The organism is Mesorhizobium humile (assembly GCF_033977215.1).
Classification (GTDB): domain Bacteria; phylum Pseudomonadota; class Alphaproteobacteria; order Rhizobiales; family Rhizobiaceae; genus Mesorhizobium; species Mesorhizobium humile.
Genome location: NZ_JAVIIV010000019.1, coordinates 40,579 through 56,548, shown reverse-complemented (window position 1 = coordinate 56,548; position 15,970 = coordinate 40,579). Strand labels below are relative to the sequence as shown.

The following is a 15,970-nucleotide window of genomic DNA, read 5'->3' as shown; positions in this document are numbered from 1 at the left end:
GGATTACGCGGACTGTAACCATATGCGGCAGCTTTTCTGCGTAGAATGGCTCATTTTGCAGAAGGATGCGTTCGCATCCCTGCTAGGTTGGCCGAGGAGATTGAATGGAGTGTATCCTTTGTTTTTCGACTACCTCATTGTAGGCGGCGGCTCTTCGGGATGCGTTATGGCGAACAGGCTTTCCGCTGATGGAAGTCAAGTGCTGCTCGTCGAGGCTGGTCCCGACTTTGCCCCAGATGCCATTCCTGACGATATCCTTGATGGCAATCCGACGCGCGCCTACTACAATACTCGTTATCAGTGGCCGTCACTCACTGCGACAATAGTGCAGAATGTCAGCAGGCATACTCATTACGAGCAAGCTCGTCTCATAGGAGGGGGGTCGAGCATTAATGCTCAGGTAGCCAACCGCGGGGCTCCGGCCGACTACGATGATTGGGCATCCGGAGGCGCCGCGGGCTGGGATTGGGAGAGTGTGCTGCCATTCTTCCGTCGGCTTGAGAGCGACCTGGATTTTAGCAACGAGTATCATGGAAACGACGGTCCGCTGCCCATCACACGCGTGGGAAAGGCGGAATGGTCGGGATTTATTTGCGCGGTGTCGGAGGCTTATCAAAGCAGAGGCATACCATTTCGACCCGACTTCAACGGGGAGTTTGGCGATGGACATTCAGTTGTTCCGTTGACAAACCGCAACCGTCGCCGCGTCTCGGCTGCGATGGCTTATTTGCCCGCAAGCGTGCGCGCTCGCCCCCACCTTAAGATTTTGCCGGAGACGACTGTCGTACGGCTAATCTCCTCAGGACGTCAAATAACAGGCGTCGAGACCGAAAGCAAAACGGGTCAGAAATCTTATTTTGCGGAAACAGTGATTCTGTGTGCCGGCGCTATTCATTCGCCCGCTTTGTTGATGCGTTCCGGGATTGGACCGGCGGGGCAGCTATCAAAACTTGGCATTGCCATTGTTGCGAACTTAGACGGGGTCGGCAAAAATCTGCAGGAGCACCCCGGTGTCGCCATCTCGGCCTATTTAAAACCGAACGATCGCATGGCACCGAATGCGACCGGCTATATCCAGATGCATGCTCGTTACTCCTCAGGTCATGAGGGCTGCCCCTCGACAGATATGGCTATCTCGGCCTTGGCGAAGTCTGCATGGCATCCCATTGGCAAGCGCCTTGGCACCCTCAATTTCTGGGTCAACCGCTCCTTCTCGACGGGAACAGTCTCGCTCAAAAATTCCTCTCATGCCACTGAGCCGGAGGTAAACTTCAACATGCTAAGCGACAATCGTGATGCTGATCGATTGAAGAAGGCGTTCCGGTTCGTAGCGCAATTACTCGAGCACAAGGCGGTGGCGCCCGTCGCGCTCGACCCATTTCCGTCTACTTGGACCGGGCGAGCAAAGCGGATAAGTAGCTACAACCGTATAAACTACGGAATTACGGGCGTTGTCGCCGCGTTAATGGATAGTTCTTCGCGGTTGCGACGGGGGATAATAAAATCCGTCATCACTGATGGACGCAGTATCGCCGATCTCCTCAATAGCGACGAGCTTCTCGACCGCTTCATACGCCAAAATGTCTTTGGCAACTTCCATCCAACGTCGACATGCAGGATGGGATCATCTGAGGACTTAAACAGTGTGACAGATGCGTCAGGGCGTGTTCACCGGCTAGCGGGCGTGAGAGTCGCCGATGCGTCAGTTATGCCATTTTGCCCTCGAGCGAATACCAACATTCCGACGATTATGATTGCTGAAAAAATGTCTGATGCCATATTGAATGAACGCTAGGACGCGATACTCAGCCGCATACGGAGTTCAACCTCAAGACATAGAAAGCGGCCGTCCACATTCCATGTGTCTGCGCCTGGCACCGTCGCCGTCAGGCCGTCGGGCAGCGTTGAGTGGTTTTTGTGCGCCAGCAGAGCCTTTGATTATTCGCTATTGCTGGCTCTCGGCAGGTGAGCCTCCCACTTGGAGCAAGCGCATGCTACATCTATGCCGGCTTGATCGCAGAAGCGCGGAGCTTGAATCTCACGTCGACCGCTTTGTCGCAGCCTCCGGTGAAGTTGGCGCAGCGAGCTTGCAGCGGGCCAGAGCTGAGAGTTCTGCAAATTCGCGGAGAGCGGAGCGCGCGCGGTCATGCGGTCATGACAGGCTGTAATGTTCAAACTCAATCTCAGGAAGGACGAAGGAACGCCATAACTTCTAGTAGTTAAGCATTATATGCTGGTATATCTCGACTGCCTTGCCTAACTGATCTATTTCAATGAACTCGTTGTTCGTATGGGCCTGAGCATCACTTCCCGGGCCGAGGACGATGCAAGGAATTCCCGCCAATGACAGCTGGCTTGCATCCGTGCCCCAGGGCGCTCCTATGAATTTCCCCGATCCGACAACATCCGCGCAGGCCGCTGCTGCCACCACAGCAATTTTGCTCGACATTGCGTTAGGCGGAGCTGGATCTTCTAGGGCAGGTAGCAAAGATCGGACTTTGATTTTGTCGTCGCCCTGGCGAAAACTTTCCAGTATGTCTTCTACCTCCTGTATCGCGAGCTGTGGCGACTCTCCTGGTATGAGGCGTCGATCAATCCAGATGCGGCACCGTGGCGGCACGGTTGTAATCTCTACGCCCCCTTCGATAAGGCCGACGGTTAGAGCGGGGGGGCCGACGAAAGGGTCCGAGCGTAGCGCCAGCTCATTGCCATGCTGATCAAGCGCCAGTACTATCTTAGCCATTGCCGTGATTGCATTTACTCCGAGATGGGGCTTCGAGGTATGCGCGGCCACGCCTTCAACTTCGACTTGCCAGCGGACCGATCCCTTATGAGCGACAACGAGCTCTAAGTTAGTGCATTCGCCGACCACAGCGGCGTCATAGGACACGCCTGACTGCGCAATGGCGCGAGCGCCAATTTTGCGGCCCTCTTCGTCAATGTCCGCCGCCACGACCACCGTGGCTTTGGGTCTGCGGTCTCCAAGGGTGCTAAGTGCCACCAACATAGCTGCAAGCGGTCCTTTGTCGTCGCAAGCACCGCGACCATAGATGCGCCCCTCCCGTTGTTCACCAGAGAACGGGTTGGACTTCCATTCACCTGTAGGCACAGTGTCCATATGGGCGATAAAAAGGACGCGCTTGTCAGGATCCTGCCCAGGGACCCAGGTTAACAAGTTCGAGCGCCCTTCCACCACGGGCTGTATTTCATATGGGAGATTTCGTTCTCTACAAAAACGCGTCAGAAATTCGACGACTCCTTGTTCTCCACTTCCCGTTGGCGACAAAGCTGGGTTGACACTCTCAATTCTAATAAGCTCTTGTAGGAGCGCCGCAGTCTCTGCGCATACGGTGGACATAGATTCTCCTATCGTCGGTGGGTTACGACTTCGGCTACTTCAGCCAGCTCTTGGCCAAACCGACAACACGATCCACCTCTTCTTCTGTATTGTACAGATGAAGAGAAAAACGCAATAACCCTCTGCGTGTCGAGGCGGTCACCTGGTTGCTCATCATATAGGCGTGAAGCGACTGTATACGGCTGCTGATAGGTCGCCCGTCGGACAGCGCTGCCATATCGCCAACTGCCACTATGCTTCCAGTGTGGCTCCCGGGAGGTCCCCCACAGACGGGCAATCCAAGTTCAAAGAGGCCGGAAGCCAGTCGTCTAGTAAGCGACGTAACGCTGTCTTCGATTGCTTGGGTACCTATTTCAAGTAGTTGCCCCATTGATGCGTAGGCAGCTAGCATGCCCGGAAAGTTGTAGTGCCCTAGGTCAAAGCGGGCCGCCCCAGACCGCAATTTCACAGCGTCCAGCACCGGAGCCGATTCTGGTGTGTTCCCGAGATCCACACTGAAACGAGAAAGGTAGGCTGGGTTTAATCGATCGGCCCATTCTTGGCGGCAATACAGAAATCCCGACCCATAAAGCCCCATCAACCCCTTCACGGTCGAAACCGCCAAACCATCGATGCCAAGTTGAGCGACATCGGTGTGGAGTATTCCAACGGATTGAGTTGCATCAGCTAAAAGGAAGGCTCCAAAATGCCTGCATGCCTCGGCGATTGGTCCCACTCGAGTTCGAAATCCGGGAACCATTGTCATCGTCGACAGTGAGACAATACGCGTGCGCGAGTCAATTGCCTGTATGAAGGCCGCAGGTGAAACCGAGCCGTTCTCCGGCTCTATGAATCGCAGTTCAACATTGTGGCGGGCCTTTACCTGAAACCACGGTAGAATGTTATTTGCGTGCTCCAGTTTTGGGCACAAAACGATGTTATCGCCGGGCCTCCAGTCGACGGCGTTAGCGATTATATTGATGCCTTCTGATGCGTTCTTTGTGATGGCGATCTCTTTTTCACCCGCACCGATAAACCGCGCAAAACGGGCGCGAGTTCGCTCGACATGTTCCATTAGGGCAGGCTCATCATTAATTCCGCAAAGCCGATTCTCCAAATGCGGTCCTATGGACGACAACGCCGTTCTTGAGATGAGCCCCTGATTAGCAACATCCATGTAGATCACATTTTCCGTTGCCGGAAACTCGTGTCGAATAGTATTAAGGGGAAGCAAGGTGCTTTTCATTCGGCAATTAAGGTCCTTCTTACTACTGGATAGAGAGGCAGGAGGCCGACCACAAAAAATGCTTGCGACGCCCCGACCTGAGGGGATCGTTCGGCGCGAGCGGCTTTAGCACGATCTGTTGAACACAAGGAACTCATACGCACGTTCGTAGCCTCACAGATCATTCTATGCCCGGAACATTGTGGAAATCAGGCTAATACCGCCCTAGGCGTGCAGCTTTGCGGCGAAAAGGACGCAGTTTTTGCCGAGATCGCCGTCAACCGGTGTTGGGTTGACGAGAACACCCAAAGGAGACAAATTTACGCCAGAACGCGAACCTTTTCGCCACGTTTCGATCTCAAGCAAACGAACAGGACAAATTTCTCGTCTGGTTCACCTGGGGTCCAAGTGCGTCGCAAGGGTCTCTACGTCATCGAGCAAACACATCAACCTCCATCTCGACGACATGGCGCAAGGCCGCATCTCTCTGTACGCTGTCTGCAAACATGTGGGCTCGAGACGCAACTGTTAACGATCGTCGAAGTATAAGCCCATCCCAGCATTAGAAGTTGAGACAACTTTCGCGGCGATAGATGGAAAGGTCCCGTTTCGGACACCGGCTTTTGACAAATTTGCGCCAAGTTCCCGCACCCATCACAACGCAACTTGCACAAACAATTGTGATGCGTAAAAGGTGACGTAGGCGATCGAGACTGGACCGCAAGCGCATACCGCTTTAAGAGCCGAAAGCAGGGGGATTATCGCTACAAGCGCCAGCAGCTTTAAACTGAGAGACTGAGATTCCAAAAAATGTATGTTGCCATTAGTTCTTGTTGATCTCAAGTCAAATTGATGATTATGGTTTGACCGTCTCAAAATCAAGAGCGGAATGTGTATGCTTCTCCTGCGCGAGCTGGCTGCCGTGCCTTTGCCGAGATCACTGAGATTCGCGCTCTGGCGACCGTCAAGCGACTGATAGTGAGGAATGGTGGCATGTGGACTCATGGTGAAAGGTGATATGGGAGCGGCTGAAGGAGGGTGGAGTGAACTCCGCCGTGACGTTTGGCGTCGGACTACGCGACCGGCGGCGCATGCAACCTTTGTCTTTTTCTTTTTCGGCAGCGTAGTACTGATCGGCGGCCTAGGAATCTGGGTGGAATTGATCAACGCCGCAAAGGCGCCATCGCCTACAGATTTTTTGCCCGTACGCACAGCCATGGCCACATTTTTTCCGGCGCTGATCGGTTCGACATGCTTCCAGATCGTGTTGGGGAAATATCTAAAGGCGCTGCGCGCGGTCGCGTTCGTCGGTACAACAATTATCGCCGCTGTAGGTTTTTGGTTAGTCCTGGACCGCAACCTTTCGACCGCTTTATCGCTGTCCATCGGAACGCTGGCTTCTCTTGTCTCGCTTTGGTTCTGGTGGATAGCAAACGCCGACAACCCTGACTTTTTTGACGAGCCACTGGACCAAGCGGCCTTAGGAGGCAGCACCGACCGCCCCCTTGGTGGCGACCTTGGAGGTTTTGACGCATGACCACGTTCCCATATCGAACCAAGGCCCTTCGCGTTCGTCAGGAACTCGCAGAATGTTGGGTAGTAGCACTGCCGGCTCGCCTGCTTCTCGATGTCTGCTTCAGCGACGTCCTCACTGCCGAGCACACTGGTGATGCAAGCAGGCCATACAATCTCGGCGGAATTCAGCGTGAATATCGCGAGAAAAGGCTGCAGGAGATCGGCAAATATATCGATAGGGACGACACCGCGTTCCCCAACTCGATCATCCTGGCGGCGAATTCGCGGCCGAGTGACGGCATGACAGAAGACGATCCGGTTGATCAAGCGGAGGAGGATGCCGAAGAAGGCAAACCAGCTGACAATTTGGAAATCGCCGATGGCAACCCAAGTCTGATCGACCGACGCTGGCGCATTGAGGTAGGAGACGATGGTTGCCATGAGCTAGTGATCCCAACCAAAGACAAGCTCGCCGCCGTGGTGGACGGCCAGCACCGCCTATTCGGTTTCGCGAAAGCAAAAGTGGTCGAGCGTCTTGAGATGGAGATGATTTGTGCGATCTATCTCGATCTGCCGAAGCCGTTTCAGGCACAGATCTTCGCCACTATCAACTCGAACCAGAAGCGAGTGGATAAGAGCCTGACGTATGAGATGTTCGGCTACAACATAGACGATGAGGATCCGTCTTTTTGGAGCCCAGACAAGCTTGCAGTGTTCCTGACGCGCCGTTTGGGCAGCGACGACGCCTCACCTCTTAAGGGACGGATTGTCATCGCTCCCAAGAAGGACGCTCAACTTGCAGCGCTGACCGGTCACGGCGGGTGGAAGGTCTCGACTGCAGTTGTTGTAGAGGGAATTGCGCGACTCCTCACGAGCAACCCGAAGACGGACGCGAACGATCTCCAGACACCTGCCAAGGCGCGGCGCGCCGACATTCAAGAGCGCAGAAAGGATCGAGCGCCTCTGCGCGCGGCCTACTTCGCAGGTCAGGACATCGTGATCTATACCATGGTTTTGAATTATCTCGTCGCTTGCAACGAGGTATTCTGGTCCGCTGCGCCCGCAGACTCGTTCATATTCAAGACGGTGGCCGTGCAGGCGCTTTTCGACATTTTACGTCGGTTGGCCCCCGACGCTTACGAACGGAAAGTCATCTCAGTCGAGTACTTCCGATCAATTCTACAACCAGCACGCGGATTGAACTTCAGCGAGGACAAATACCGCAACGCGTCGGGATCGGGCCGCAGCATAATTCGTCGGGCAATCGAGGAGCAAATTGGACTTGCGAATTAGGTCTATCACTCGCGGTCTTCATCAGACGTTTAAATCTAAGCAGGGTGGACGACGCCAGCCGTGGCTTTCGTTAGCATACCGGCCGTCGCCTATCTCGTCCCTCATGCCTCAAGATGGCAGTGAACCCGTTGGCAAGCTGTCGGCCGACTTCACCGCCAGATCTATTAGCTGAACATAATCTCGCAAAAACTCCTCGCCTGAGTACGGTTTGGTTTCTCGCTTTTCAGACAGATAATCGTAGCCGCCGCTTGCGTACGCGTTCATTCGACGCATACCCTCCTCGGTCAATTGGTTGGGACTATGCGGATCTACGAGGCGCTTGAATAGTGCACGCACGGCAGCGCCCTCCGTGACTCCAATTCCACTCTTCCTGAGTTCCGCGATTACCAATAGCCCTATCAGAAAGCGGCTGGCGGGTTTATATTCCTTGACAAAGTGATCGACCATTTCCGTCGTGGGAGCGCTATCGTTGCTTCGCCCACTGGCGAAGCCCGCCATCAGACAGAGGTAATATTGATCAAAATCCACTTTGAAATGCTCGAAATCCTCAATTTTGTTGAACCAAGCTTGAGCATCCTTTCGAATACGGAACCGAGCCATCAGATGTCCTTTTCATCCGTGAGGTCGAAAGACATAAAGTAGTCGCGGTTGTTGACTAAAACGGCATTGTCCGTCTTGGTCACGCCAACTGGCGGCAGGGTGCGCTCAAGCCGCTTTGTTCCCTCGGTCCTGCGGAACACCGTTAGAAACAGGCAATCCTCGCAGACCTTTTCCAACGCCTGGACGAAACCCGCTCGCTCGGTGTTAATCGTGAAGCCAACGAATTGGGTGCAAAGCTCGGGTATAAGCTTTCCGATATTGCGTCGCACGCCCTCGTCAATCGAATTGGCAGGACTATCGACTATGAGCGGGAAGTCATTGTTTCCGCGATTTAGGGCGCTCATTAGGAAAGTGTAACCAACAGATAGTTTCTGCCCCACGCTTGCACCTGACTGGTTGGCAAGGTGCAGCGACTTATCGATGCGATCGATGCGAAGCGGGTCGTTGGCAAGGATAACCGAAAGCCTCTTGTTTGATTCCTGCACCAGTTCGGCGCGGATCTCATCCCGCGCCAGACCCGCGGCTTGCTTGAGGATTGCTTCAATTATATCCGTTTTGCTTCTAAGATCGACAGTTTCAGATAATTTGGCTATGTCCTTGCCAACCTCATCCAATTTCTTCTCGACGAGCTTCATGGACATGATCGGCTCGTCAGTATCTTCCCCTGACGGGGCATTGATCTCCTGTAGGACTTGCTTGCAGCGGGCTAACTCGGTTTCGAGAGCCCCCAAGGTATCCTGCCACTCTTTGAGCAACTCATCGCCTTCATCGATAAGCTTCTTCGCCAGCGCACGCAGCGTCTGACCGGCCTCTCTTTGCTGCCTGCGAGCTGATGTGAGTTCTTTTAACACCCTATCGAGAAGCACGTAGGCCGGCTCATCACCCGGAGCGGCCACGAACATGCTGATGTCATGCTTCAGCGCGTTGATCGTTCCGGATTCCTCCATGTCGAGATAACCCTTCGCTCGCTTCAGGATTTCGTCGCGAGCAACATCACTCATGGGACGTCCGCAAATGCAGTCGGGCTCTTGGACGAGATCTGCGAAGAACTGGGCTGAGGTGTTCTCCGGAAGTTTCAGATGGTCCAGGTTATCCCTGAGTTCGACGAGACTCTCTGAGAAGCTTTTGTGAACGGCCAACGGCATTCGGAGAAGATCCATGACCTCGCCCGATGCCTTGCTTACCGCGTTGTTGGCACTCTGGAGGGCAAGTATTGCCTCAGCGTGCTGAACCCGAGTCGCTTCAACACTGCCAAGCCGATCGGCAATTTTCTTGGTAAGATCAGCGGCTGCGACTGAGCCTGCATCGATTTTTCGTTGCGCGACGTCGCGCGCCTTTTCGAGATCACTGCGGCGCCTGAGCAGTGTATCGCGCAGGCCATTGAGCTTGGTCAATGCCGCAGCCGTCTTCGCTCCGCCCTGGCTGGTACGCTTTTTCCACTGCGATTCAGTGGTTTGAGCGACAATGTCAAGGAGGTCCAGTTGACACAGCGCGCTGATCGCTTCGTCGGCGCGTCCCGCATCCTGCTTCAACAATTTGTCGGCAAACTCACCGTCAAAGATGAACAGGTGCAGAAAGTCAGGCGTCAGAAATTTTAGAATCGATGGAGGAGGCTGCCACCGGCCAACCACGCCTCCGCTCCCGGGTGTTGTTGTGCGGTACGACGCCGTGCCGTTTTCGAAATCCAAAATCAGTTCGATGGTGAGCGGTCGCCTGTCGAGCAGCAACGCTACGCGGAACTCACCTTTGTCCCGATTGTCGCCAGGTCGGCGATAGTCTCGTATTCTTGTCGGTGCCCAGGTGCTCGCCTGGCCGGTAAGGGTAGCTCGAATGAGCTCCAAAGTTGTCGTTTTCCCGGTGCCGTTCGGCATTTGTACCAATGCGACCTTGGCCGGCTCACCTGACTTGCCGGCTAGCTTGATCTCAATGTCAGGACACCGCAAACCACTGCTGGCCCAGCCACTTAGACTAATCCTCATCGGTTGTGTCCTTGACCTTAACAGCTTCCAAGACGTTTTCGTAAAAGCGAGCGTTTTGGTCCTCACTGCCTTCGCCATCACTCAATGACTTGAGCCAGGCTACAAGCCGTTGCGCAACGGTCTTCGGCTGGCCAGCTGCATTGACGGAGGTGTGGAGCGCTGCCTCGAGGGCTGGATCAAGCGGCATTAATGTCTCCCTTTCTCACTGCAGATAGCGCTGTAAGCCAAGCACAGCGCTCCTGATCAGCGTTCGGAACCGGATCGGTCGGACTGCCCGGCCTGACAAAATCGACGACCAGAGCACGTTTTTCAGGCAATAAAGGGTCTGTCCGCAGGCAGCGGCCGATCCGCTGAATTGTCTCGAGTTTTGCACGAGCCGACGCAAACAGCACGACCGTACTCAACGAGCGAATATCAATCCCTTGGGATATTCGGTGACATGTGACGAGGCAATCGATGTCGCCTCGGGCAAACGCTACCAAATGATCTCGATCGTCTTCGGCATAGTAGGTCCGGTAAAGGTGCGTGTAGTCATGCAAAATATCGAGAATTCTGGCGCCGTATTCTTTTGTCTCAACGAAAATGATGCACCGCTTGAGTATTGAAGGGTTCACTTTAAGATACTCGGAAAAGACCACCGGCTTCATCTCGGCGGTCTTGTATATCATGGCAATCTCGGTCCAGATTTCCTCGTCGCTCATCGGGTTGCCACTGTGCAGGCGCGCGGCCTTCTTAGTATAGACGCCCTGCAGTCGCTCTCGATCGCTGGTCGTTAGATCATACGCAAGCGGGAGATAGTCGAATTCGCTTAGCACCCCGCGCGCGATCGCCTTTTCAAGCGGAAACCGATACAAAACAGGACCAAGCTCGGTTGCGATGAATTGATTGCCATCCTGATCGTAAGCCCGGTCCGGGGTGGCGCTGAGCCCCACTTTAAAGGAAAAATCGTTGTGGCTCCCGCCAAGGGAACCGACAAGACTCGGTGTTCCCAAGCCGTGAACTTCGTCGTGAATGACTATCATACGCGACTTTACCGCGGCCGGCAGCCTGTCCAGAAGTTTGTGGAGTTGGCCCCGAGAAATGACAATCAGCCCGCGATAGGGATCAAGAGCAAACTCGCCAAGCTCATGGTAACGTTCATAGTTTCGGTAGATGAGCCAATGCGGGCCACCGGCGAGGTTCCATTGTTCGAGCTCCTCTGCCCATTGATCCAGGAGGTCGGTCCCGTCCATTGCAACAATCGCAGCGTCGATCGATTTCGAGGCGATCAACGACGACAAGATCTTGAGTGCTGTGCGGGTCTTACCTGTACCGGTTGCCATCTCCAGGATCCCGGCACCGCCCGACAAAAACGCTGAAACCGCTTCGTCCTGGTGCAGCCACCGTTTGTCGGGCTCCGGCTGCTGCTCCGGCTTCTCTTCCGCCGCGGGTTTTCTGTGGCGAGGTGCTCGCTCTCGCAAACGGCTGATTACGTCCGTCGATGGCGCTAAAACATCGAGGCCTTCGGCTTTGTTGTTCCATGCTTCGTCGAACTGTTCGACTTTCGTGGCGACCCGCTCTTCCTCTGCGGGCACCCATGACCGGTAAACGTCGATCGATTCGTAGTTCCTGCTGTGCCCGCTTCTGGTTTCGTTGGCAGAACCTGTGAACGCGGCGCGAGATCCGTTTGGGAAATCGAAGATGCCGATCTTTTCATGAAAGATGCCCGGTTGGGCGACATGATCTGGAAAGGCGAATTTTATCTGTAGACGGTCATTTGCCACGAGCCAGGCAAATATATGAGCGAGACGTCCGGAATCGGTCGGGTCGCCAAGCAGCGCAATGATTTCGTCCAGAATTCGCTCGACAATAATGGCCTGATACTGCGCAATCCTTTCGGGATTGTTGAGCCCTCTCAAGGTCGCGGCATCCCCTGGCGAAAGCTCCGGCGAGGCTACCATTTGAACAATCAGCTCACCGTCAGCCGCGACGCGAGTCAGCGCATCTGTCCAGCTTAAAAGTGCTGAAGTGGAGAAGTATCCCACGGCCCGACGATAAAGGGTAGCAACCCGTAGGCATGGCCGAAAAAAGTCAACGGCCAAGTCGTCTTTGCCACTGCGGTAGTGGGATTTAAGCTCTGGGACTTCTGGCGCGATCATTTCCGCACCCCTGTAAGGCCGGGGGACTTCATTCCGCAAGCAACCATTGCAGATTGACCTCTCTTTGCCGGGCTTCGCGAGACCGGCGACGCTCTGCCATCAGCAACTCAAAGGGATCGTCGCTTGCCTCGCTCGCGACGGACACTGTCTGTTGCCCGAGCATCGCCACGACAGCACTGTGGCTGACCCAGCTTTTTGGATGGAGTATTGCATGAGCGACTTGTCCTGCGAGCAACACACCGGCACCGCGGCTCCAGTCGAGCTCTCCCGTACGCGCCAGTTCCCCTGTTAGCTCACTGCGCACGACATCAAGGGTGGAAGTGACAGAATGTTGCATTTGCCATTGAAAGCCCTGCGCGTCGGGTTCCTTCAAGGCACCCAAGCAAACCAACAGAGCCACCAGGCCGGCGCCGGCGTGAGAGTCGATCCTTCGACCCGACAGGCGATTCGCGGCAATCCAATTCAGCCCACCTTGACTATGAGCATAAACGCAGGCTGCGAGGATCCTATCCAAAGGCGGCAGCTCATAGGCGGCATCGCGCCGAAGAGTCATTCCGATCGCAAAACGACCTTGCTGATATTTGAGACGTTGCCAATTTGCGCATTCAGTCGAATCGACAGGCCAGTCGGCGGGATCAGCTACGGAGAGGAGCGAGGCAAAGACGTCTGCCTCGCTGGAATGGCGAGCCCATCGACATAGTTTGAGCTCCGCCGTCGGCGTCCAGAATGGAAAGATCGAGCGAGGCTCTCCGGCATATCGCGCAAGGGCATAAAGCCGAGCCTGGTTGTCATTGAAAAGGATCGGCAAGTCGTCTGGGAGGTGAGCAGCGATTGCCGAAACATGTTCGGACAGTCCATAGGTCCCGGGGAGCACACGAATAAAAATTTCGCGACGGGTGATCAGAACAGGTCCTATACTGTTGGCGGACCGACCTTCTGGTAGAATGGCGTGGGCATCGTCGAGCAGGTCTCCCAACCTTGTGGGGCCGCGAGCTTGAAGCGCTACCTGCAGCGCGTGCGCGATTGTCCCTGGTTCCTCCTCTTGCGATTGATCGTCCCGTTCCGCTGGAGCCAAGCTCTTAAGCGTCGTGCCAGCGGCGCCGATTGCCAGCCAGCTACCCTCTTCGATTTCCAGAAACAGATGCGGTGCGGCGCCCATGACGATCTCAGCGTCACGTTCGGAGCAAAGATCATTCGCAAAATGAGAATGATAGATCGGCAGCAATTCCTCGACGGGCTGGGCTTTGCCCGCAACGGCAAGGAGGGTGTGCAAGCCGATCAAGCGCGTCAAGCGAGCTCCGACGCGCGGCGGCATCACGTAGCCAAGTCGAATCGGGTTCCCAAGAACAAGTTCGCATGCCGCCTGCGCAACTTCGGGATTGGCATTCGTCAAAGCACCCAATGCTTGAGGCAGCGGAGCGCGAGCAATCGCCTTTTGCAAATCCTCTGCAACCGCTTCGACCAGTGATGCGTCACCCAGGGGATGAATCCAGCCTTCAGGCAGAGGCAGCGCGATACGATCAATCCACTGGTCAAGCCGGACATCGAGGATGCTTAACGCTAACGTCACGTAGGCATCGACATCGCGACGGCGGGAGGGCAGCTGAGCCTTGGTGAGGACTGGCGCGTTTTTCGCAATGACTACCCACTGCCCCGGTCCCTCCTGTTGCAGCAGCTGTTCAATTGGGTAGCGCCGAATCTGGGTTCGCAACTTGCGCAATGATTTCGATTCAATCTGGCGAATTCGCTCCCGCGTCACACCGAAGTCGGCACCGATTTCCTCTAGTGTTTCCCTGCCTTGCTGCCCAATACCGTTGCGACGTCTGAGAACCGTGGATGCTCGCTGGTCGAGCTGTGACAAAAGCCATTCGAGACGATCCGCCAGCCGCTCATGCTCTGCGGTGGCCACCTCATCAGGCAAGCCAGGATTGTCGGGCGCTGTGTCCGGGTTGTGTTCGCAGGCAGCGGTTGAGTTGTCGAAAATTAGCGATACGAACCGATCCTGCCTGCCAAAGCCATTCTCTGTCAGACGGCGACGAATGTGACGTTCACATAGGCGTCGGAATTCCTCGACCGATTTGCGTCCACAGTTTCGCGTTTGCGTGATCCTATGGGTGGTATTGAAGAAGTCTTCCATGGCTTTCGCAAACGTCATGTCCCAGAAAGGCGGCCGGGAAAGGACGGCCTCAAGCCGTGTCGACAGGACTTCTTCGCTGGCGATTGCGCCAATCGTGTCGCCGTCGAAGAGACTGATGAGGTCTGATCTCTCGGATGAATTGGCGGTAGCTGAAATCTTAGTGCGACTTAAAGGATGAACGCCGTTGGACGCACATTCGGCCCGGATGAGCGCCTCTAGTTCGTCCGCGCTCTTGCGTCCGAAATTTCGAACGTCATGCAGCATCCTGGTCTGGGCTAGCGGCCCCGCATCGAGATAGTCCCCGATCGTCGCATAAGGCAGACTGCCGGAGCTGTCTGCGACAGTCAGAGCATTCCCAAGGCGGACCGAGACGTCGTTTTCCGCAACAAGCTCGACCAACCTTCGCATTCGAATGGCGTCCGAGGGGACGGACTCGTTGGGATCCATCTCCGTGGGCCGATTATCACTTATAGACGAAAGGATATGGTCGCTCATCATCTGCCAGGCACATTTTTATCTATTTGTTGTGCCTGCAAAAACTCTCGATATTTGCGGACCAGGTAGTAAATGCGGCCCGGGCGCCCTTTTCCCCGTCCTGCCGGATGGTTTTCCTCGATCTTCTCGGAACATTTGGCAAGCATCCCTATCAGAATGAGATCCGCGGAACGCCGGTTGAGGGCAAGTTCGGGACTGCCAGACAGCTCCAGAAACTTATTGAAATCATCAATCCGTGTAGAGGCAACGTCCGGGTTGAATGCCTCAGGTCCTAGAGCCTTCTCGATCTTGCCAGCCGAGGTGAGCCCCAGAAGCACAGCTTCGTCAAATGCCAGTCCAGCATTTACCGATAGATCGGCTTCGGGAAAATGCTTGCGCATACGCGCGACAAAGTCATGCACATCACCAAAATCGCCGGTCTGCACAGTCATGCGTGCGTAATTGGCGGCAAGGAGTTGGGTAATTGCGGCATCACCCGAACGCGTCAGATGACCAAGGGCTTCAAGCAGACCGCGTTCGGCTTCGCCAGGTCCTCCGCCCTCGGGTTTGTAGCCGATATCATGTTCGATCTCATTCCACACATGCGCCATCATCGAACAGATCTGGATTTCGCAGCTTGCGCCGCGCAGATTTCCATAATCGCCAAGGAGTTCCTCTTCGCGCAGGAATACTTGACAATGAGTGGCGCGGTAAAATTGGCAGTTGGTTGGATCGAGCTTATCCTTGTGATCGATCTCGACGGCCTCACCCTCCCGCCCGGCAAAGAGCGCCTTGATCGCCTCGGTGACGCGTGGTTCGTCCTCTGGTCGATATGTCGCCACTCGAACGCCTGCGAAGTCCCCAATCTTCTCGAAAACCTCGTCTACCGAATCGAAGTTTTTATCGGACCTCTTCGCGAATCGTCGGAGCTTGCCGTCGAAACTCCGGACAGTTTTTGTGCGCGAGGTGATTTGCGCACGTATCGCGTTACCTTCCACGATGCTGGATCGACAGATATCAGCGACGCGCGCTGCGAGTTTGAGATACCGATCGCGCTCCCGATCATAGCGGGACACCGCAGCGTCTATCACTTCGTCAGATATCGGCATCGACCGCCCCACTCCCGAGGGTAGATTCGCTTGCGATTGGCCGTCTGTCTATCAGAATTGTAATAGACCCCAACAGTAGGGAGTATGCAGGAAAATCAGTTATCGCCGTTGTTCACAGTTTCCGCGGCACCGGATGAACGTACAGTAGGGAAGCCACATTGGA

Annotated in this window: 11 protein-coding genes; 3 read left to right on the top strand and 8 right to left on the bottom strand. The window is 55.1% G+C overall.

Annotated features, from left to right (window positions below; all coding sequences use genetic code 11):
- The first annotated feature begins 118 nt into the window (after positions 1–118).
- Positions 119–1,795, top strand: a complete 1,677-nt coding sequence (locus tag RFM52_RS24730) for a GMC family oxidoreductase (RefSeq protein WP_320298623.1) — start codon at positions 119–121, stop codon at positions 1,793–1,795.
- Between the two features lie 417 nt (positions 1,796–2,212).
- On the opposite strand, the gene RFM52_RS24725 is transcribed toward RFM52_RS24730, so the two are convergent.
- Together RFM52_RS24725 and RFM52_RS24720 are read right to left on the bottom strand one after the other, a co-directional pair.
- Complete coding sequence (locus RFM52_RS24725) at positions 2,213–3,358, bottom strand: M20 family metallopeptidase (protein ID WP_320298624.1); 1,146 nt, start codon at positions 3,356–3,358, stop codon at positions 2,213–2,215.
- A gap of 34 nt (positions 3,359–3,392) precedes the next feature.
- Entirely contained in the window at positions 3,393–4,583 is a 1,191-nt protein-coding gene (locus tag RFM52_RS24720) for an aminotransferase class V-fold PLP-dependent enzyme (protein ID WP_320298625.1), read from the bottom strand.
- Between the two features lie 1,132 nt (positions 4,584–5,715).
- On the opposite strand from RFM52_RS24720, the gene RFM52_RS24715 reads away from it, so the two are divergent.
- Positions 5,716–6,099 carry a hypothetical protein gene (locus tag RFM52_RS24715; RefSeq protein WP_320298626.1) on the top strand — a complete coding sequence of 128 codons (384 nt, stop codon included), beginning with the start codon at positions 5,716–5,718 and terminating at the stop codon, positions 6,097–6,099.
- Positions 6,096–7,370, top strand: a complete 1,275-nt coding sequence (locus RFM52_RS24710) for a DGQHR domain-containing protein (protein ID WP_320298627.1) — start codon at positions 6,096–6,098, stop codon at positions 7,368–7,370. Before RFM52_RS24715 ends, RFM52_RS24710 begins: the two co-directional genes overlap by 4 nt.
- A 108-nt stretch (positions 7,371–7,478) precedes the next feature.
- On the opposite strand, the gene RFM52_RS24705 is transcribed toward RFM52_RS24710, so the two are convergent.
- The 6 genes from RFM52_RS24705 to RFM52_RS24680 form a co-directional block, all read right to left on the bottom strand.
- Positions 7,479–7,970, bottom strand: a complete 492-nt coding sequence (locus RFM52_RS24705) for a hypothetical protein (protein ID WP_320298628.1) — start codon at positions 7,968–7,970, stop codon at positions 7,479–7,481.
- Positions 7,970–9,949: a hypothetical protein gene (locus tag RFM52_RS24700; RefSeq protein WP_320298629.1), complete on the bottom strand. Its 1,980-nt coding sequence runs from the start codon at positions 9,947–9,949 to the stop codon at positions 7,970–7,972. Before RFM52_RS24700 ends, RFM52_RS24705 begins: the two co-directional genes overlap by 1 nt.
- Positions 9,939–10,136, bottom strand: coding sequence for a CxC ATPase DNA modification system associated small protein (locus RFM52_RS24695; protein ID WP_320298630.1), 198 nt, complete (start codon positions 10,134–10,136; stop codon positions 9,939–9,941). The genes RFM52_RS24700 and RFM52_RS24695 overlap by 11 nt, the downstream gene beginning before the upstream one ends.
- The gene (locus RFM52_RS24690) at positions 10,126–12,087 is read right to left on the bottom strand and encodes a DEAD/DEAH box helicase family protein (RefSeq protein ID WP_320298631.1); all 1,962 of its coding nucleotides are present in this window, start codon (positions 12,085–12,087) and stop codon (positions 10,126–10,128) included. Before RFM52_RS24690 ends, RFM52_RS24695 begins: the two co-directional genes overlap by 11 nt.
- Before the next feature lie 28 nt (positions 12,088–12,115).
- Positions 12,116–14,623, bottom strand: coding sequence for a sigma factor-like helix-turn-helix DNA-binding protein (locus tag RFM52_RS32780; RefSeq protein WP_347349927.1), 2,508 nt, complete (start codon positions 14,621–14,623; stop codon positions 12,116–12,118).
- Between the two features lie 95 nt (positions 14,624–14,718).
- A complete protein-coding gene (locus RFM52_RS24680; RefSeq protein ID WP_320298632.1) occupies positions 14,719–15,807 on the bottom strand; it encodes a GTP pyrophosphokinase in 1,089 nt (362 codons plus the stop codon).
- Between the last annotated feature and the right edge of the window lie 163 nt (positions 15,808–15,970).